The sequence below is a fragment of the Salinirussus salinus genome (genome assembly GCF_009831455.1).
Taxonomy (GTDB): Archaea; Halobacteriota; Halobacteria; order Halobacteriales; family Haloarculaceae; genus Salinirussus; species Salinirussus salinus.
The window spans coordinates 557188-574977 of record NZ_WOWO01000004.1 but is presented as its reverse complement, the minus strand read 5'-3'; the positions used below and the strand labels follow the sequence as shown (position 1 = coordinate 574977).

Below are 17790 nucleotides of genomic sequence, written 5' to 3'. Positions count from 1 at the left end.
AGTCGCAAGGCTAAAGCAGACCAATGTGTATACTCTATGTAGGAAACGCAGGTATGAGTGCCATAAAACAATCGCAAAATATACGCCAGGGCCTCTCGACTCGAGAAAGTCGACTCCTTGCACGACTCGCTGGCGCGGGTCACCAGATCATCTCCATCGACGACATCGAGACGACGCTGGAGGTCCCCCCAAACACCGCCCGCGAGATTGCCTCCCGGCTCACCGAGAAGGGCTGGCTCGACCGGCTCTTCCCGGGCACATATCTCATCATTCCACTCACTGCCGGCGGGGCAGCCGTGTACACAACCCACGAGTACCTCATCGCGGCCCACGTCGCCGAGCCGATGTATATCGGCTACTACAGCGCCCTCAGCCACCACGGGCTGACTGAACAGGTCCCCCGGACAGTGTACGTCGTCACGCCGACCCGAGCGCAAAGCCGAGAGATCCACGGCGTCCCGTACCGCGTCACGACAATCACCGAGCGGAAATTCTTCGGCTTTGAGCCGACATCGATCGAGGGCACGACCGTGCAGATCAGCGACCTGGAGAAGACGCTGGTCGACTGTGCGGACCACCCCGAGTTCTGTGGTGGCCTTCGGGAACTCGCACCCGCGATGCGCACCGCCGACGAACGGGGTTGCGACTGGGTCACTGTCGGCGAGTACCTCAAACGCCTCGATAACGGCGCTGCGACCAAACGGATCGTCTACCTCGCCGAACAGCTCGGCATCGACCTCCCCGCCCGCAAGGAACTCGTCGCCTCGTTCACAAGTGGCTACTCGCTGCTGGACCCCACGCGGCCCGACACCGGATCGACCGACAGCACGTATCGCCTCCGGATCAACGTCGAACCAGCCATGCTGGAGCCGACGGAGTCCTGATCGCGGTGATCAGTCAGGACCGGCTCCGGATTCTCGCTCGCGAGCTGGGCGTTCGGCAAGGATACGCCGAAAAGAACTACGTCAATTCGTGGCTCCTCTGGGGCATCTTCACGAGCGACTACGGGGACAACCTCCTGTTCAAAGGCGGAACCGCGCTGTCCAAACTGTATTTCCCGCAGTCGTGGCGATTCTCGGAGGACCTCGACTTTGGCGTCGAAGGGGAGTACCAGGGGTCCAAACAAGAGCTCCGAACGGTCCTCGATGCGATTGCCGACCGCTCTGGCATCGAATTCGAGATTCGAGAGCACCACGAATCCCAGCAGGACCACTACCCGACCCACTATGTCGACATCAGCATTCAGTACCGGGCCGTCCTCAACCACCCCAACACGACCAGCATCGACGTGATGGTCGACGAGCACGTCTCTTTCGACCCTGTTCAGCGCACTCACGCGTACGAAGACGTGCCCGAATTCGACCTTCAGGCGTACAGCGTCGAGGAGATCTTCGCCGAAAAGCTCCGAGCGCTCTACCAGCGCGGAGCCGCCCGTGACTACTATGACCTCTATCAGCTGCTCGAAACCGATTCGGTCAACATCAACTTTGCCGACGTGGGGCCCGCCTTCGACGCGAAGTGCAAACACGATGGGCTCACCGGTGATCTGAACGACGGACTCCCAGACGAGCAACAAGAGACGATCCGCTACCAGTGGGAGACCACGCTGCCGGATCTGACCGGTGATCCGCCGGCGTTCGAGATGGTCTGGGAACAGTTGGACACGGCGATCTCCCAACAGGGATCGTCGTAGGCAACGGCCGATATCGGTATAGGTGACCGATAGGTTCACATCCGGGTTTCTGGCAATTAACCAACAATTCTGGAGATCTGGCCGACAAGTTGGTTAAGTTTTTGAGCGCCCGCTGAGGGCGGAGGCGCATTTCAGCCTCGCGGAATCAGCCCCCAGAGGGGCGGGGCTCACCAGCCCTGGATACCGATGCTCAATCCCACACACCCACTCTCAGGACTAGAATGGACGCCACGCATACTCAAACGCGCCCAGTACGAGGCGCTACAGTTCTCACTCATCGAAGGCGATATCCGCGTCCGAAATGCGAGCCACGCGGACCCAACAGCCCACGAGTACCGGATCCGTGTCACAGACGGCCAGCCTGTCGCCTGTACGTGTCCGTTCGATACCCGCTCGTCACACGCGTGCAAACACCGCGTCGGAGTCGCGATCCGGCCTTCGATCCTCCAGGCGGCTGTACTGATGCAGACACTCGGCGACACACGATCGCGCCTTGACCGAAGCTGACGTGGTGGCGATACTCGACTCACTGACAGTGCGGCGTCTCCGCAGTAGGGTTTCTCACCCCCAGAGGGGTGCGGGGCAGTCCACACGGGCGCCTCGTGCAACCAATGTCGTTTCGAGCACCATATGTGAACGGCTACGACGAATCGAGCGGGAAGACAATCACGGCAACGGAGTGCCCCGAGTGTCCGGGCGAGCTCGCGACCGAAGGCGGCGAGACTGCCTGTAGGGACTGTGGACTCGTCGTCGACCAGTACCGGATCGACCACGGCCCCGAGCGGCGTGGCTTCGACGACCCGGGCGAATCCACGGAGCGGACGGGCGCCCCACTCACGCTGGCCAGGCACGACCGCGGGCTCAGTACGACGATCGGTTACAAGCGCGACGGGAAGGGCAACAGCCTCTCCGGTGCGAAACGGCGTCGGGTCAATCGGTGGCGGCGCGAACACAAGCGAGGCATGTACCAGAGCAAGGCTGAGCGGAATCTCGCACACGCCTGCGGCGAGCTTTCGCGACTAACGAGCGCGCTCGACCTCCCGAACGCGAGCCGGGAGAAGGCTGCAGCCATTTACCGGGAGGCACAGGACAGGGATCTCATCCAAGGAAGAGCCATCGAAACCATGGCGGCGGGCAGCCTGTACGCGGCCTGTCGGGTGCGGGGTCATCCCCGGACGGCCGCAGAGGTCGCTGCGGTCGCTGCGTGCGACCGGGCCAAGGTCGAACTCGGCTACGGTGTCCTGAACAGAGAACTCGGTCTGGAGACAACGATCGTCAGGCCACAAGAGTACATCCCAGCACTGGCCTCACAGTGTGGGGTCGCTGACCGCGTCCAGCACCGGGCACTCGAGCTTGCACACCTCGCCGAGAGGACGGGCATCGCCAACGGGCGCGGCCCGACTGGCGTCGCGGCTGCCTGTCTGTATCTTGCCGGACGGGAATACGAGGCCGAGTACACCCAGGCTGAACTCGCCGAGGCGGCAGATGTCTCGACGGCGACGATCAGAGAGCGGTTCCGGGAACTTCGCGAGCAGTCCTCGTAGGCAGCTCAGATCCCCGGTTTGCTGTCGCTGTCGGAGAGAGTCAGGTGAATCGAGGGCATCGGTCAGTCTTCCCAGAATGCCGCAATCCGGTCGTCGAGTCTAGTTAGCACAGTGGTCAAAACGCTTCGCCAGTCGCTGGAATATTCTTCATCTACTCCGGGAGTGGCTGCATCTGGGGGCGGGTGGAAGTGCTCGCGTGTATTGTGGTCGTTCGGGTGTCGGTCCCATCGGCACTCCCACGAGCCGCCAGTTCCGTATTGTTCGGAGTAGTGAATGCTGAAATCGTCAGTTTCGAACCATCGGATCCGGAGATATGCCCGCTCCACACCGCTGGGGAAGTAGCCAAGATCGTAGTCAGCCACGACGGCACTCGGCGCGTACGGGGGGCGGGAGTGGACATCGCTGAAGTGCTCGCTCCGGACAAGATGGGCAGCGATCCGGTCAACGAGTGCTGCGTCAACCGGGCCTCGGCCAGTGGGAGTGCCCGGATCGTTAGACATCGACGAGGTCAGGCTTGTCCCCGAGAGAGGGATGGTCACGACGCGCCGCGTCAAGTACTCGGGCTCTTCGTTCGAGTGTTTCCCACTCGGAGAGTGCCTCCCAGGCTTCCTCAGTCGGTATCTCTTGACTTGCTTCGACGAGCGAGACAGAATTGGGGCTGTCCGTATCGAACTGTTCTCGATACGCCTCGATCTGCTCAAATGTGTCTGAAAGTGCGTCGACGATCTCTTCGTCGGTGTATTCCTGGCGGATACGCTCAACGCGTCGCCACTCGAAGTACGTGTCGTTGCGCTCGTATTGCACGGGGCGACCACCGTGACGTCTGACAAGCCCCATCTCGTCGAACCATTCAAGATAATCCCGTGCTGTTTCGGTATCACAATCGGCAAGCTCGGCGATTTCTGCGACTTTTGTTGGGTCCCGTATCCCCGTGATCACATCGAGGAGTCGTTCGCGGACAGGCCCCTCAGTGAAGAGCGCCCCGGGAGGCTCCAGTTCGTCAAGGTCAGGCGCCTGCTCATCGCCTGCATATGCGTCGTCGGGAATATCTGTGAGATCCATGTATGGTGGAGTCGTAGTATCAACTACGCTCTCCGGGCGATATAGTTCTGTTGTGTGCTGAGTTATTTCTGAATAGGCGATTCAGGATGCGGACCGTGCGACACGTTCAGCCGGGCTGAGGGTCTTCTGAGGGGTCTCTCTCGGCGACCGATGACGGGGCTGTGTCAGGGAGCTAGGTTCCGTCGTGGAGGTACTCGACCCGCTCAGCAATCCAGTCGAGAACGCCGAACAGCACACCACCGAGGGGTGAGTGCTGAGCAGCGCGTCCGGTCCAGTCTGGTCTCGTCTCCCGGGCAACGCCCGATGATCGCTGTCAGGGTGGGAGGTGGCGGTCGTAGACATTACGCCGGTGACCGACCGCCTCGACAACGAGGACATCGTTGTCCCGATCCCAAGTGATGAGCGCTCGGTAGTCGCCCGCTCGGAGTTTGTAGTACGGATACCCGGAAAGCGGGTCAAGTCGATGTTCCGTCCAATCCTTGGCCTCGGCGAGTTTCTTCAGGATGCGCTCACGGGTTTCCTGCTCGAGTTGTGCGAGATGCTCGTCTGCTTGCGGCGTAATCTCAACATCAGTCATGGCGGCCTACTCGTCGAGATCGACGTCGTAGTCCTCGGCGACGGCGTCCAGCGACCGGGTGTCGCCGCGCTCGCGCTGCTGGCGACTCACCCCCAGGTCCTCAAGTGTCTCCTCTGACAGCGTCGCGGGCGGGTTCACCCAGTCACGAAGTGCATCACGAATCGCCTCCGACTTGCTCGAGTAGCCACGGCGTTCCCACTCCTCGTCAAGCTGCTCAAGGAGCGCCTGTGGAACACGAACATTAATTTTCTCCATCCGGTCATTGCTCGCGTCCGTCTCGGTGCTCATAGTGTGTGATACACTGGTACTACAGAAAAGCCTTCCTCCCACTAGTGAACTACCCCACCCTGCTCGCTCACGGTTGACGCCGTTCGCTTCTTCAACTGAACTGCTCGACGTGGAAATGGCGTGGCAGTTGCCAGAACGATGATGAGGCGACACCACTGACCCTGTTGAGCCCTTCATTCGGTTAAGAATTTCCAGTAGCCTGGCAACCGTGCTGCCGTTCAGACTCACCCCGAAAGGGTGGACTGCCGTCGTTGTATGCATGTGCCAGCGTCAGACTGTATCCCGGACGCTCCGACTTGCGCAGCCACAGCCAACGACACGCCGACCGCCTCCGCAGTTTGTGGGCGCCCGCGAGGGGTGCGGGCGCACTCGTGCCCGTGAAACATCGATGAGTGATCCAGAACAAACCTGCGTCTTCGCAGGTGTCGACGGACGGACAGACACAGAACTGCCACAGTGGTTCGCACAGCGCGTCGAGCGCGACGAGGTGGTCTCCTTCGCGGAGGCGATCCGGAGCCTTCCACAAGCCACACAGACGACGGTGGCCTACCGAAATCCCTACACGGAAGAATGGGTCTCCACAGAGCGATTCAACGCCGTCGTCGAACCAGGGCGGCTTCGTGAACAGGGAGGTGAGGAGAGTCAGGCAGACCCGCTCTTTCACGTCCCCACGGACAGCTATTCGATTATCAACCCGATCGACGTCTACGGGCCGCTGGAAGAGGTGCTACGGGAGGCGACCATCGACGATACGGTCCTCGGTGAGGTTGCTTTCGGTGAGATACGGCAGTACCGTGGCGGGGGCGAGGTTCACATGGACCTGATGTTCGACGGGCTGTCGGTCGAACTCCCCGAGCGTGATTCACCGATCACGATGGGTGTCACGTCGGGATACGACTTCTTCGGCGGACATGCGGTCTATGTCGAGGGGTTCGCCCGTGATACCCGGTGTGCGAACTCCATCCGCCAGTTGACTGACCGGGAGACGGTCAAACACGTGGGCGACGTAGGTGACTTTGAGGGCTGGTGGGAGGAGCGTCTGAGTCAGCTGGGGCTGGTCGCCGACGACCTGCTGGCGTTCATCGAGGACGCGGGTGAGATCACGGTCACGTTCACCGACGTGCCCTTCGACGTCACGGAGTTCTACGAGCTGTTGGAGTTTCCCTCCTACCTCGCAGCGCAGGCCGCGAGCGATGCGCGCTCGAACGCGGCGGACCCCTTCGAGATCGACATGTGGACGCTGCATTCGGGCGCGACGTACGCACTGACTCACGTCTTCCGCGGGAAGGAGGGCTCGTCGTTGGACGGGTACGTCCGGACGGCGAATGACATTCTCTTCAATCCCGAGGCGACAGTCGAGTGCGTGGAGCAGACCTACGAGCAGCGGGCGGAGGCAGAGACTGGCAGGGAGGGACAGACCGGCATAGCGAGTCAGGCGGCACTGGCACAGATCGAGCGGGTCAGTCAGGATGTCCGGGCAAAGGCCGACCAGTTTGAGGAGCGCGAGGCAGCTCTTCGCGAGCGCTTCGCGCAGGTAGGCGAGTAGGAGGACTGTACCTGACTCGGTAGGATGGCCTTTCCAGCATTAGTGGTTTTTTCTCATATTGCAAGTAGTCGGTATTGATTCATTAGCTAATTAGCCAGTAGCGATTTGTATAGGTCCCAGTCTCTCTCAACCCGGAGTATGTCGCGACAACCCTCCGATGACGATGATGACGAGTCGCCCGCAGATAGCGAACAATCCTTGCCGTCACTCGACGACCAACTCACCGAGCTCTCTGAGAATCTTGCTCCGGGAGGCTCCGAACTGCTCGAAGAATTGGGGCCGTATTCGATCTATGAGAATGCGTCCTCCCGAATGATGACGATGCCTGTCGGCGCAGAGGGCTTTGGCCCTGTCTCCTGGGTGCAGCAATTCTACGTCGACGGCGAACAACCGATGCTCATCGTCCTCCCCTTGGATCGCTGAGAAGGGATTTTTGAGGAGCTCTGCTGAAAGGGACAATGTGTAGATCGACCGCTCGCCAGATCGAGTACAGGAGGCACGCGAACGCGAAGTAGAAGCCGAACTCACACTGCCACAGTTGCTGGCCCAGTAGTTGACTCACTTTTCATAAGAGATTTTTTCGCCCACAAACACACATCCACTGAGTTTGTTTCCGCGTTGACGCGAGTTACGTGACGTGCTCGATTGTAATCTCCGCGAGATTGTACTCGGACGGGGAGAAGTCGGCAAAGCCAGCGTCATTCGTGAGGAGGACCGGGTCGCGGTCGCGATGCTTGAACGTCAGTACCAGAATGGGGATATCCTTCGCTTGCAGGCCAGTAATTCGGGCGAGCAATTGAGTGTGAGTGGCCGAGCGGCGGTGATCGAGTAGGGCGTCGGCCCCATCCCGACTAGAGGGCGCCTCGATGAGGCCAGTCATGCGGGTGAGTCGGGTGAGAAATAGCGTTTTCATCTCGTCGCGCTGCTGGGGCGTCAGTCCCGGCGTCCGGTCAAACGCATCGAGCGCTTCCTGAACCATGTAGGCGTTGATTGCCGAAACGGTCTTACCGCGTTCGATCTCGTCGAGGAGGCGTTCAGCCCGGGCATTCGTGCTGAGAGTGCCAAACACCCAGAGATTGGTATCCAGCAGGATCACGCCTGCTCACTGTACTCGTCAGCAGTCGATTCGCGCGCTGTCTCGACGGCGTCTGCCAACTCGGCGTGGTCGACGTGCTGCTGGAGGTCAGCGAGTCGGGCGTGGAGGTCCTCGTCGGAGAGAGAATCCTGTTCGGCTTGCGCTAAGAACTGTTCGAGGCGAAGCGCCGAGATTGCGGGTTCGCGGTTCAAGTCCCTGAGGTGGCTGCGGACTGCTTCTTTGATGAACTCGCTTTTATTGGTGTAGACGCCGGTCTCCTCGAGGAACCGTTCAAGCTCGGTATCGAGTTCTTGGGGGAACTTCACGCTGACATTCGCGTACTTCATGGTAATACGATAGTACTACTGCAGCAAAAATGTATGGCTCAGGCTGGTTCTGGAGAGACTGCTCTTGGACCGCTCACACCATATGCATTGAGAGCGTCAGTCGCAACTTCGGCTGGCCCCAGAATCTTTCACGCTGCATATGTGTGCCACCGCATCGTACCCGGGAAAGCGTTCAGAGTCGCATTGCGATTCCGAGGCCGTTCCTTCGGAGTGTCTCACTCCCAGTTCCGAGAGTGGTAGCACAGCACTTACCATACCGTGCGGAGCGACCACCAGCTCACGGAAGTCTGGGTGACGGTGGGTCCCAGGAGGAAGATACAAGTCATTATCGCAATAATCATTATTTAGAGTATGACCTTCTACGACCGGGGAGACGAACTCGATGGGCTCGAAACGGCGTTCGAGTCACAGGGCCACGACCTCTACGTCGTCTACGGGCGACGTCGCGTCGGGAAAACCGAACTTACCAAGGAATTTTGTGGGGATCGGCCACATATCTACTTCCTGGCTGCCCAGGAGACTGAACACCGACAGCGCGAGAAGTTCGTCGAGAAAGTTGCCGAGTACTTCGACGACCGTGTTCCACGCATCGACGGCTGGGACGACGCCTTCGACTACCTCGGCGAAAAGCTCGCGACCGAACAACTCGTCGTCGCTATCGACGAATTTCCCTACCTAGTGGAGGAAAACGATTCGATTCCATCATATCTCCAATCATTCGTCGATAAGCAACTTCAGGGGACGGACTCGATCCTTATACTGTGTGGGTCCAGCGTGAGTACGATGGAATCCGAGGTGCTCGGTCACGAAAGCCCGTTGTACGGCCGTCGCACGGGACAGATCGATGTGCAGCCGTTTGCCTTCCAGCAGGCCCGTGACGTCATCGCATACGACCTTGAGGAAGCAATTCGGTCGTATGCCGTCACCGGTGGCACCCCGATGTATCTCACCCTCTTCGACTACGAACTCCCTCTCAAGAAGAACATCCAGGCACAGATTCTCTCGCCGACGGCCGTCCTCTACAACGAACCGGAGTTCCTGCTCCGCACTGAACTCCGGAGCCCCGCACGGTACATGAGTATTCTCGAGGCAATCGCAACGGGGCACACGACGCCCAACGAAATCTCGGGAGCGACCAGTATCGACGCCGGCCCGCTGTCGAAGTACCTTCAGACCCTTCGGCGCCTCCGGCTTATCGGCCGCGAGGTCCCCGTAACCGCGTCAGCCAAGCAATCCAAACGGTCGCGGTATCAAGTCGCCGACGAGTTCCTCCGATTTTGGTTTCGGTTCGTCGAACCCAATCGTTCCAGTATCGAAGAGGCGCCCGCTGTCGTCTACGAGGGAACGATCGAGCCGAACCTCCCCGACCACGTTGCAACGACGTTCGAGGATGTCTGTCAGGAGGCTATATGGGAAAAGATTCGACATGGCGAACTCGGGCCATATTCCGAGGTCGGGCGGTGGTGGTACGGGGAAGACGAGATCGACATCGTCGGGCTCGCCCCGGATGCTGACCGGATTCTGTTTGCTGAATGCAAGTGGACAAGTGAGCCAGTCGGTCACGCGCTCGTGTCACAGCTACGCGAGAAAGCTGAGCGGGTTCGTTGGGGACCAGACGCACGAGACGAAGAATTCGCGCTGTTCTCGAAGAGTGGATTCGTTGACGGACTGGCTGACGACGTAAGCGACAGCTGGTCACTGCTTGGACTGAACGAGATGGACGTCATCCTCTAGTTCGGGGTATGTTCTTTCTACAAGCGTGGCAGACCGAGTGCCTGGAGGTCGTACGGAAATCGGGGATTTCCGTGAGGACGAGAATCTCAGATTCTCGAACCACTTGACTCCGAGGCGGCTCACGAGGTTTCGAGCACTCTAGAGAACTCTAGATTTGCTAGCCGTTTATCGCAGGTGGTCAGGGTAGGGCAAGTGATGGCTAACGATGTGTTACGGTTGGTTCACCTGGAGACTATCGCAGCAAATGCGGTACGTATCCTCCAACAACACGCGCTAACGGTCGCGTTGGTCGGCACGCTTCTTGCCTTCAGTACGGATCCAGTCGCCGCGCAGTCAGGTGGATCCGGGCCGGGGACTGCGTTCTGTCAGACAGAAATGGCCGGGACGATCCAGAACCTCTTCACGATCATCCAGTTCGGCGGTCCGCTCGTCGGTGGGGTACTTGCGTTGGGTGCTACGGTCGCGATGCCCGTCGTGCGGCGGTCGGACCGCAAGAAGGACTTGCGGTCCGTCCAGATGCAGGGGTTGCTCTGGGGAGTGATCGTCGCCCCGCTCGGGACGGAGATCGTCCAGTTCATCCTCAACAACGTCGTCGTCGGAGGCACCAGCTGTGGGTTCTGAGGCACACAGGAAGTGGGGACCTGAACTCAGCTTGCTGCTCGTGGTCGGCGTCGTGGCTGTGCTGTTTGCTGCGACATTGGTCGGGACGACGGCCGCACATCCACCCAACAGTACCGACCACAACGTCTCCAACGAGAGTTTCCACGGGCTGTGGTCGAACGACGAGGACAAGGTCGGGAGCGATGCAACGATCCCCGACGGGTCGGACCGTGAACAACTCGCGACCGGGACAGACATCCCGTACGATTCCCCACCGGCAGCCGTCGAGAAATGGAATCGTGGCGACCATCGGGAGTTTCCCGGGACGGACGCCTCGGTGTCGATCCACCCACCGAATGCGACGCTAACTGACGAGCGCTTCATCAAGGACGCGTACGCGGATATCTTCGCCATCCAGCCGTCGACACGGGCTAGGATCTCTCCCAACAAGACGCCATTCTACGTCGCATCCAACGGGACGCTCCGCGGTGTCGTGGACTATCGGGTGGCGGTTCCGGAGACTAGTATTTCCGGTGACCGACAGACGGTGTGGTCACTGAGTGACCACCGTGTCGAGAGTACGATGCTCTTCGTTGATGGTGTCCCCGAGACACGAAACCAAGGCAACCACACACCAACACTCGCCTATGACCTGAGTAATAATACAGGCTCAGACCACCGACTGACACTCCGAGCAACGGTGTCAGCAGAGGTAGAGCGACGGATCAAGCGCTGTACTACTCGAAACGAGACTGGTGAGTGTGAAGACTGGGATACCACCTCAACAGAGATCATCACAGACCAGGCGACAGTCGCTGCCTCCCAACGAGTAACCGAATACGAATTGAAAGTCTCTGGATTCGTCGGACGGTATCCAAACGGGGACTTAGGTCTCGCCGTCTACAAGAACCAGCCCTGGCTTGGATTCCGCATTCCTGAGGGGGAAGTTCGCGGGGTCTGGCGGTTCTATTCAGCTCGTGATACGGAGTGGGATCAACTGGTCCACAGCAGGAGTGAGGGGAATCAAACGGCACACTCCCCAGCTCATCCACTCCAGCTCAACGCCTATCCAATTGAGACCGGCCCGACGGCTGTTCCGGTGCGCAACGTCACGATCCTCGGATCGTACGGCGAGACAGTCAGGCCACCCACACTGCCTGAAAACGTCCGATTGGATCTGATGGAAGAACCGTATACAGCTAGTTACGGGATCGCCGCCCGTGTAGCGACATCAAAACCGCTGGATGTCGTCCAGGCTGGTGGGCTGGTGCGCGGCGTAACAGTTACTCGGTCAACGGACGCATTCTCTCAAATCCCCATCCGCCAGAGCAACCTAACGCTGCAGGTTCTCAACGAGACAGAGGAGACGGTCACGGTTCGTGCCCATTTCCGGGACGGTCAGACAGGAACACCGATCGCGACCGTTCCGCGAAGCGGCTGGCTGGTCGTCAACGGCGAACGGGTGAACACCACCGTTACCGGCACCGTCACAGTAACGGTCAATAGACCGCTCGGTGGGGTCTCGGCGCGGTACGAGCCCGGAGATTGGTGGCTCGAATCAGTGGGCTACACCGCATCCACAGATACAGTCGTCCTGCAGGGCGGTGCGCTGGCGTTGATATCACGGCTCTTCGCCATACTCATCCCAGTCGTGCTGTTCCTGCTGGCGGTCTACCTCATCGACCGAATCACTAGCCGGAACATTTGGCCACCCTGGAGGGGGCTGTGAGGAGAGTTTTCCCACAACGGTGCAGACAAGGGGTCACTCGCGCCGTCATCGCGCTCGCTGGGACCGTCGCCGTCGTAGCCCAGCTTGCAGGGATAGGAGAGACACTCCACGGCGACCGTTTGCTCGTCCACAGTGGGCTCGGGGATATCATCACCGGCGCGATTCAAGAGGTGCTCCGGATCCTCTTCAGCCCGATCCGCAGCGTTATCGAAGAGCACGGTGATGCGGTCCTCCAGACGGTCGTCGGGACGCCCAATCCGGATGCCGTCTTTCGTGCCCCGACGAACGACGCGTGGCCAGCGATTTACGAGTACTACTGGCAGACGACGTTCCCGCTGAGCCTGACGCTGTTCGGGCTCGTTATCGGCGTCGTCATCTTCCTCGAGTCGACCAGCCACCTCTTCAGCGGGTACCACCGGTCGAAGCTGAAAAAGCGAGCCTTTGCCGGGCTGCTGGGGCTCCTGTCGTGGTGGTGGATCGCCGCGATCTCCCTGCGGTTCATGGACACCCTCGCGGGATTTCTCGTGCCCGCAGTCGCGGACATCACGGTCTTCCAGACGCTCTCGTTTTCGAGTATGGGCGTCCTCGGGACGGTCATCGCTCTGACGGCGAATTTCGTCCTGTTCATCCTCATCGGGTTGATCTATCTGGCTCGCCAGCTCACGCTGTATCTTTTCGTCCTGTTGATGCCGCTGTTGATCGTGTTCTGGATTCCGGGCATCGGCCCGTTCCGGCTGGCTTCGGGTTTCATGAAGAAGCTCGCGGGATTCTACGTCCCCTTTCTGTTCATGACGATTCCCGTGGCGCTACTGTTCCGGTTGGGCGACCTCCTCGGCACCAGTGTCGGGCCATCGGCCGGTGGATTCGGGGCGTGGCTGACCGCATTGATTATCCCGTTGCTGGCGGTCCTCTCGCCGTTCATCCTGTTCTGGCAGGCGGGGGCACTGTTCTTCATGGCCGACCGGACGTCCAGGTATATGTCCGCACAGCGTGCCCAGGGACGAGCCGCGGGCGGTCGCCAGCGAATCCAAACGGGACGCCAGGGCGGACAGAACTTCAGCCGAGGGCTACGGAACGAGCCAGCGGCGACAACAGGCGGCCAGTACGTCATCGACTCTGGCGATTCGCGGGCCCACGCGACCGGCCAGCGTCTTCGGTCGGCCGGCACGCGGGTCCGCAACGTGCTCGGTCCTGAGACGGGTGGGTCAGGGGGGGGTGGCAACGGGGGTGGCGGCAGCGTCGACAGTGGTAGTGACGATGGGAGCAACAGCGGTGCTGGGAGCGATGGAGTTCGCCAGCGTAGCCGTGATCCACTACGCGACCCCCGGACCGAGCCGTCTCGCAAGTCGACCGACAGCGATGATTCGCAGTCTGATACCCGATGAGTAGCACACAAGACCCATCCAAGCGGGTGCCGAAAGCGCTGGGGACCGACACACAACTGCTCGGGACGTACTCACTGACCGACCTAGCCGTCGCGGGGATACCTGGGGCACTGGTAATCCTGGTGACGCAGGTACTCGTGCCGCCCTCGCTGACGGTCGCTGGGATTGCCGTCTCGTCACTGACTATCCCACTCGCGGCCATTGCAATCGCCGTCGGCGCAGTCTTCGTCTACCTCACGCCAGGCTACGTCACGAGCCTGGAGTGGCTACGTATGTTCGTGGGCTATCACCGCAGCCAGACCGAACTGGCCCACGAGGACGCCAAGGCATACACGAAGGTCGAGCGGCTGTACCCCGAACACGAGGCCATCGAGCGGACCGATGGGACCGTCGTCGGTGCCGTCCAGGTATCGCCGCCGACGATGGCGCTTGCGACCGACGAAGAGTGGCGCCAGACGAGCGAGGCGTTCGCCGACTTCGTCAACACGACTCTGGAGTTCCCCATCGAGATCTTCTCGACGACGCAATCGTTTCCCACCGAAGAGTACGTCGGGCGCTACGAGGAGCGGTTGGGCGACCCCGACGTGGTCGGGAACGCACAGTTGCAGGGGCTCATCAGCGAGTACGTGGCGTGGTACGAACAGGAGCTGGCCGACCGGCAGATGACCATCCGGGATCACTACGTTCTGGTCCCAGTGAGTCCAGACGAGGTGCGTTACGAGCGGGCGAGTCTGCTCGACCGCCTCACCGGAGTGCCAGTGCTTGGGTTCGTCGTCGACATCTGGACGGCGCCCACGGCTGCCGAGGAACGGGCCGCGATGCTGGCGGAGTTGACTGACCGACGCGAGCGCGTCGCTCAGGGCGTACGCAACATCCAGGGCTGTGGCACACAGCGCGTTCCCGCGACAGCCCTCGCACAACTCGTCGCCGAGTACTGGACTGGGACTGACCTCGTCTATGGGACGCCAGACGACGTCCTCCGCACGACTTCAATGATTCAATGATTCGGGACTTACTCCCCGGGAGGGGCACGACCGAGAATGGTACAGACCCGGAAGACCCTGATTCGAGCGCGGAACACGAGGATGAGGATAATGTACAGGGGGAGTCCGGGGACAGAGGGGCAGCGTCGACAGACGCGACGCTGAACGTCGACTACGAAGCGACCGGGACATCACTCGGTGAGGTTCCCGACATCCACAAGACGATCGTCTCGCCCTCGGGGCTCACAGAGCAAGCCAGTGCGGTCCAGACCGAGGGTGGCTGGGCACAGACCGTCTGGGTCGGGGAGTTCCCTGACGCGCCTGCTGATGGCTTTCTGGAGCCACTGTATGCTGCGGCGGAGACACGAGAGACGGACATCAGCATCCACATCGACCCGCGGGACACGCAGGCGACGCTGAACTCCCTCGAGAACAAGATCGAGGACTTGGAGGCCGACAACGAGTACCTCCAGGAGAAACACCGGGCGAGTGCCCGGGGTGTCCAGCGCGACCTCGAGGACCACCAGGAGATGTACGACGTCCTCCGGAACACTGCGATGCAAGCCTTCGACGTCTCGATGTATCTGACTGTCCGCGGCGATACGAAAGAGGAGCTTGCCACCGATGCCGTGGCCACGACCGGGCGCCAGGCACCGACCAACCTGACACCGATCGTTCCGCGGCTGGCACAGTTGCAGGCCTTTACAGCCGCGAGTCCGGTGGCGTGTGACGAGTGTACCGAGACACTCAACAGTCAGACGCCGATGCTCGGTGGGGCCGTAGGTGCGATGTTTCCCTTCGTGGCTGGAGCCTTCGCCGAGCCCGGTATCGAGTACGGGACCTACGCGTTGAACGCGAGTCCACTCATCCTCGACCGCTTCGAGCGGGACACGGGGTACTGTGCGATGGTTATCGGGCGCCTGGGTGCGGGGAAGTCGTTCGCGACGAAATTGCGGTTATTGCGCCGAGCGATGTTCGACGAGGAGACGCTCATCATCATGCTCGACCCGATGCGGGGGTTCGCGAGCGTGGCCGAAGCGCTCGGTGCCGAGCGTGTCACCGTCGGTGGCCGCCGGGGATTGAATCCTCTGGAGATCCAGCCGACACCCGAGGACGTGCTCGGAGCGGTGAAGGACATCGACCCGTGGGGCGAGCAGATCACCTGGGTGATGACCTTCTTCGGGACGTTTTTCGACCACGTGGCAGACCACTCTCTCGGCGAGCGCAGTCAGACGCTGCGGCGGGCTGTGCAAGAAGCGTATGACTCTCGCGGGATCACCCGCGACCCGTCGACGCATGGTCGGGAATCGCCGACCATCCAGGACGTGATTGCTGTGCTGGAGGGAATGGCCGACGAGCCGGAATCCTATGGCTACGTCACTGACGGCGAGCAGACGGCTGTCCGGCGGGATGCCCAATCGTTGCTGAAGGATTTGCGGCCGTCCTTCCGTGAGGATGGTGAGTTGGCCAACCTCGCGAAACAATCCGAGTTCGAGCTCTCCTCAAAAGCCCTCTACCTGGACTTGCATCAAGAGGAGGGTGCCCAGGGGCGGGCGGAGACGAGTCTCATGATGCAGGTGTTGTTCAACAGTGTCTACGAGCGCGCCAAACAGACCGAGAAGAAGGTCGTCTTCTGTATTGACGAAGCCCACTATCTGATGAACGACGCCGTCTCGCTGGACTTCCTGGAGACGGCCGTCCGGCACAGCCGGCATTTCGAGTTGAGTCTGGAGTTCATCACCCAGACCGGTGGGGAATTCACGCTGACGCCGGAAGCACAGACGATCGCCAATCTCTGTTCGGTGACGGTGTTGCATCGGGTCAACGAGGAGGGCGAGAAAATTGGCCAGTGGTTCGACCTGAACGACCGGCAAGTGGATTGGGTGAAGACAGCGAAGCCCGGCAAGGAAGAGGAGGGGTACTCAGAGGCGTTGGTCGGGATCGACCAGGAGGGGTGGTTCCCGGTGAGAGTTCGGGCGAGTGATGCCGAGGCGCGAGTAATCGACGGGCAGGGTCAGAATCGGGCAGGGGCGTCTTCGGAGGCATTGGATGGTGGGAAGGACGAGGAGTCGACTGACAGCCTTGATCAGGGAAGCAGACGGAACGGAGCCGCGACTGGCTCGCGTAGAGTGAACCGCAGACGGTAGTGACGGTGTACCGCGGGGGTGGGGGACACACACCTCGGGCCGAGTGAAAGCTCTGAAAGGTCGCTCTACACGGTGTTGGATGGCTCTAAGCTGCATTTATAACCCAAATTTGGCCACTGAGACACCCCAGATACCGAGTGAAAGTGGAGGAGGCCAACTTCCCCACAGACGAGCAAACGACCTGGATTAATGCCGAGCTTCCATGCTCTCGGGGAGCAGTTCGTCGCTTCGCGATTTCGTCAACTACCGGGGGCGAGTTGGGGAGGCCTCGCAGATCCCTACTCTTCACCCCGATTCTGTGTGCACTCGTGGGCGTGGATACGCTCGGGAAGACCTGCACACCCACAGACGGGACACTCCATGAGTGGCGTTGGGGTCTCGATATCGACGAGTTCGAGGATCGCCTGGAAATGCCGGGATGCATCCGGGTCGACAGCCCGGGTCAGCCCCGCGGCTGCATGTTGAGCGATGCGCTCGTCGGCGCTCATCAGTGGTCCTCCGGGAAATCCTTCGCTCCCGTAATGTAGCACTGTGCACACGGGAACGCGCCTGGGAGGGCTGCACACTCGTCACACGATGCTTCCGCAGCGATGCGCTTTTGTCCGCTGGATTGCGTACCTGACATTGGTCTTCCTTGGATCAGAAGACCAGCCTGCGTGATCCTACCACGCGGGCACTTTCCCGATGGAAGCGCTCCTGAGAGACTGGGCTTCTGTATATTGTCCCACGAAGGCCACATACTTAGTATTGTCCTTCGAAGGCCAAATTCATAAGTATCGAGGAGCCGAAACGGGTCCTAACACATGCCCCGCACACCAGAGACGACACCAGACGATGTCCTCGCCGTCTTCGAGGAGAGCGAGGATCTTGTTTTGACTGCCAGTGAAATTGGAGAGCTACTCGATGTTTCACGTCGAACCGCACTCAGGAAACTCGAAACCTTGGAGGAGCAGGACAGGGTCAAGCGGAAAGACGTCGGGGCCCGAGCGGTCGTCTGGTGGGTCGTCGGAGACACCTGAAACCACCGTTTCCGCTGCTATTGGACTTCCTGATTTCCCGGCCAAGACGCCCTCGTGGACA

Annotated in this window: 19 protein-coding genes; 12 read left to right on the top strand and 7 right to left on the bottom strand. The window is 60.5% G+C overall.

Annotated features, from left to right (window positions below; translation table 11 throughout):
- The first annotated feature begins 53 nt into the window (after nucleotides 1-53).
- The 3 genes from GN153_RS16745 to GN153_RS16735 all read left to right on the top strand — a co-directional run bounded on the left by GN153_RS16745 (nucleotide 54) and on the right by GN153_RS16735 (nucleotide 3237).
- A complete protein-coding gene (locus GN153_RS16745; RefSeq protein ID WP_159904828.1) occupies nucleotides 54-884 on the top strand; it encodes a type IV toxin-antitoxin system AbiEi family antitoxin domain-containing protein in 831 nt (276 codons plus the stop codon).
- A gap of 5 nt (nucleotides 885-889) precedes the next feature.
- Nucleotides 890-1693 (top strand): nucleotidyl transferase AbiEii/AbiGii toxin family protein, encoded by an 804-nt coding sequence (locus GN153_RS16740; protein ID WP_159904827.1) that lies wholly within the window; start codon nucleotides 890-892, stop codon nucleotides 1691-1693.
- Nucleotides 1694-2325: 632 nt separating this feature from the next.
- Nucleotides 2326-3237 (top strand): transcription initiation factor IIB, encoded by a 912-nt coding sequence (locus GN153_RS16735; RefSeq protein WP_236544839.1) that lies wholly within the window; start codon nucleotides 2326-2328, stop codon nucleotides 3235-3237.
- 62 nt (nucleotides 3238-3299) lie between these two features.
- Here GN153_RS16735 and GN153_RS16730 read toward each other — a convergent pair whose 3' ends face one another.
- The 4 genes from GN153_RS16730 to GN153_RS16715 all read right to left on the bottom strand — a co-directional run bounded on the left by GN153_RS16730 (nucleotide 3300) and on the right by GN153_RS16715 (nucleotide 5164).
- Nucleotides 3300-3737 carry a hypothetical protein gene (locus tag GN153_RS16730; protein WP_159904825.1) on the bottom strand — a complete coding sequence of 146 codons (438 nt, stop codon included), beginning with the start codon at nucleotides 3735-3737 and terminating at the stop codon, nucleotides 3300-3302.
- Nucleotides 3730-4299: a DUF7342 family protein gene (locus GN153_RS16725; protein WP_159904824.1), complete on the bottom strand. Its 570-nt coding sequence runs from the start codon at nucleotides 4297-4299 to the stop codon at nucleotides 3730-3732. The genes GN153_RS16730 and GN153_RS16725 overlap by 8 nt, the downstream gene beginning before the upstream one ends.
- Before the next feature lie 313 nt (nucleotides 4300-4612).
- A complete protein-coding gene (locus tag GN153_RS16720; protein ID WP_159904823.1) occupies nucleotides 4613-4876 on the bottom strand; it encodes a type II toxin-antitoxin system RelE family toxin in 264 nt (87 codons plus the stop codon).
- Between the two features lie 6 nt (nucleotides 4877-4882).
- On the bottom strand, nucleotides 4883-5164 hold the full coding sequence (locus GN153_RS16715; RefSeq protein WP_159904822.1) for a ribbon-helix-helix domain-containing protein: 282 nt from the start codon (nucleotides 5162-5164) through the stop codon (nucleotides 4883-4885).
- A 388-nt stretch (nucleotides 5165-5552) separates the two neighbouring features.
- On the opposite strand from GN153_RS16715, the gene GN153_RS16710 reads away from it, so the two are divergent.
- A complete protein-coding gene (locus GN153_RS16710; RefSeq protein WP_159904820.1) occupies nucleotides 5553-6710 on the top strand; it encodes a hypothetical protein in 1158 nt (385 codons plus the stop codon).
- Between the two features lie 138 nt (nucleotides 6711-6848).
- Nucleotides 6849-7133, top strand: coding sequence for a hypothetical protein (locus GN153_RS16705; RefSeq protein WP_159904818.1), 285 nt, complete (start codon nucleotides 6849-6851; stop codon nucleotides 7131-7133).
- A 205-nt stretch (nucleotides 7134-7338) separates the two neighbouring features.
- On the opposite strand, the gene GN153_RS16700 is transcribed toward GN153_RS16705, so the two are convergent.
- Together GN153_RS16700 and GN153_RS16695 are read right to left on the bottom strand one after the other, a co-directional pair.
- Nucleotides 7339-7806 (bottom strand): hypothetical protein, encoded by a 468-nt coding sequence (locus tag GN153_RS16700; RefSeq protein ID WP_159904816.1) that lies wholly within the window; start codon nucleotides 7804-7806, stop codon nucleotides 7339-7341.
- Nucleotides 7803-8132 (bottom strand): ribbon-helix-helix domain-containing protein, encoded by a 330-nt coding sequence (locus tag GN153_RS16695; RefSeq protein WP_159904814.1) that lies wholly within the window; start codon nucleotides 8130-8132, stop codon nucleotides 7803-7805. Before GN153_RS16695 ends, GN153_RS16700 begins: the two co-directional genes overlap by 4 nt.
- Nucleotides 8133-8483: 351 nt before the next feature.
- On the opposite strand from GN153_RS16695, the gene GN153_RS16690 reads away from it, so the two are divergent.
- The 6 genes from GN153_RS16690 (at nucleotide 8484) to GN153_RS16665 (ending at nucleotide 16710) form a co-directional block, all read left to right on the top strand.
- A complete protein-coding gene (locus GN153_RS16690; protein WP_159904812.1) occupies nucleotides 8484-9866 on the top strand; it encodes an ATP-binding protein in 1383 nt (460 codons plus the stop codon).
- Nucleotides 9867-10241: 375 nt separating this feature from the next.
- Nucleotides 10242-10487, top strand: a complete 246-nt coding sequence (locus tag GN153_RS17730) for a hypothetical protein (RefSeq protein WP_236544837.1) — start codon at nucleotides 10242-10244, stop codon at nucleotides 10485-10487.
- The gene (locus GN153_RS16680; RefSeq protein ID WP_236544836.1) at nucleotides 10477-12195 is read left to right on the top strand and encodes a hypothetical protein; all 1719 of its coding nucleotides are present in this window, start codon (nucleotides 10477-10479) and stop codon (nucleotides 12193-12195) included. Before GN153_RS17730 ends, GN153_RS16680 begins: the two co-directional genes overlap by 11 nt.
- Entirely contained in the window at nucleotides 12192-13580 is a 1389-nt protein-coding gene (locus GN153_RS16675) for a hypothetical protein (RefSeq protein WP_236544835.1), read from the top strand. Before GN153_RS16680 ends, GN153_RS16675 begins: the two co-directional genes overlap by 4 nt.
- Complete coding sequence (locus tag GN153_RS16670; RefSeq protein ID WP_159904808.1) at nucleotides 13577-14584, top strand: hypothetical protein; 1008 nt, start codon at nucleotides 13577-13579, stop codon at nucleotides 14582-14584. The genes GN153_RS16675 and GN153_RS16670 overlap by 4 nt, the downstream gene beginning before the upstream one ends.
- On the top strand, nucleotides 14581-16710 hold the full coding sequence (locus tag GN153_RS16665; RefSeq protein WP_159904806.1) for a VirB4 family type IV secretion system protein: 2130 nt from the start codon (nucleotides 14581-14583) through the stop codon (nucleotides 16708-16710). The genes GN153_RS16670 and GN153_RS16665 overlap by 4 nt, the downstream gene beginning before the upstream one ends.
- 278 nt (nucleotides 16711-16988) lie before the next feature.
- Here the strand turns inward: GN153_RS16665 and GN153_RS16660 are convergent, their stop codons facing one another.
- On the bottom strand, nucleotides 16989-17198 hold the full coding sequence (locus GN153_RS16660) for a hypothetical protein (protein WP_159904804.1): 210 nt from the start codon (nucleotides 17196-17198) through the stop codon (nucleotides 16989-16991).
- A gap of 315 nt (nucleotides 17199-17513) precedes the next feature.
- Between GN153_RS16660 and GN153_RS16655 the strand changes: the two genes are divergently transcribed.
- Entirely contained in the window at nucleotides 17514-17729 is a 216-nt protein-coding gene (locus GN153_RS16655; RefSeq protein WP_159904802.1) for an HTH domain-containing protein, read from the top strand.
- Nucleotides 17730-17790: the final 61 nt, after the last annotated feature.